1 protein-coding gene and 1 pseudogene are annotated in these 1,220 nt (G+C 36.7%); both read right to left on the reverse strand.

Annotated features, from left to right (window positions below):
- Window positions 1-590, reverse strand: a 590-nt coding sequence (locus E1176_RS00825) for a DUF3822 family protein (RefSeq protein ID WP_155208695.1), incomplete at its 3' end; no start/stop codon positions are given.
- Window positions 591-602: 12 nt separating this feature from the next.
- Window positions 603-1,220, reverse strand: a pseudogene (locus E1176_RS20270) (hypothetical protein); the annotation flags it as partial.

Consider the following 1,220-nt stretch of genomic DNA (forward strand, 5'->3'; position numbering starts at 1 on the left):
ATATGCAGTTTAAAGCGGTCAATATAAAGATACATGGTATCCGGCTTAGCACTTTTTGAAGCATTTATGACACCTTCAATCAATGCACTTGATTGGTGCATGAAGCCGATTTCTGCATTAGGATAGAGTTCTCTTAGCCAATTGGTAATTTCTTTATTTACGGCAAAAACACATATGGCATTAGTTTTAATGTGCTTGTAATAAAGAATCTCTTCACGTTCTTCATCAACGCGACTGTTTAGCTTCAAATAGTCAGCTAGTGCATCTTTTACAAAAAGTGAAGAAGGAACTAAGGAAAATTTACTGTTCTTGAAAGATATACGAACATTCTTCCAAAAGCCGGCCATCAAGAGGTGGTGGTCAGCAAAAAGGGAAGCTAAAAGATCTTTTAGCTCCCTGTATGATTTTACTTTGGCAAGTACGAAGTCTTCTAACAGAAGACAACGGTTATTTCTGGAGTCTACAACGGCTATCTGAAGGTCACGAGTACCGATTTGGATTTGTAAGTTGTAGTCGTGTAAGTGATCGACTTCAAACTTATCGTCCTTTATCTTCTTTATTAATTTGTAACCAATAGTTGCTGTATCCAATTCTAATATATATTATTCCCAGTTACCAGATGTTGTTACTTCAGTTTTAGAACCAAACCTCAATGGTTTTTTGTTCTTAGCATCGTTTTCTTCGTCCCTGGCGGGGTTAAATGGTTGTGGGTTTCTAACTTCTATCACGTCAGCCATTACACCATTTTTGTCAATTTCTGCTGCGTAAATTTCGAACTTTACATCATCATAGCCAGGCACATAAGCCAATCTGTCTAAATTAGTGTTAGGATCAAACTTAAATTCGACCAACGACATAAGTAAGTCTCCTTTAAGAACCTCCTGACCAACAGATATAGACTGTACATTTGAGATCGTACCAGAGTTTTTAAATTTATGCGTTACCATTTTGCCTTTCTGGTCTAAGGTATATGCATTATTTCCCTGCACAACTTCATCTCCCTCATTGTAAGCAAATCCTTGGAAAATACCATTATTGGCAGCGTTTATATTATAAGTTTTCTTAAATATTCTTTCCTTGGCTGGGATTATACCTAATGTATCAAAAGTTACAATAGAGCTATCTGCTCCGTAGCTTAAAGTAACAATACGCTCTTTTCTTTGAATGATCGGGAAACTGTCGTTTTCTATGAAACTTACTAGTTTGTCCCAGTCGCTGGT

It is taken from the genome of Fulvivirga aurantia, assembly GCF_009711475.1.
Classification (GTDB): Bacteria; Bacteroidota; Bacteroidia; order Cytophagales; family Cyclobacteriaceae; genus Fulvivirga; species Fulvivirga aurantia.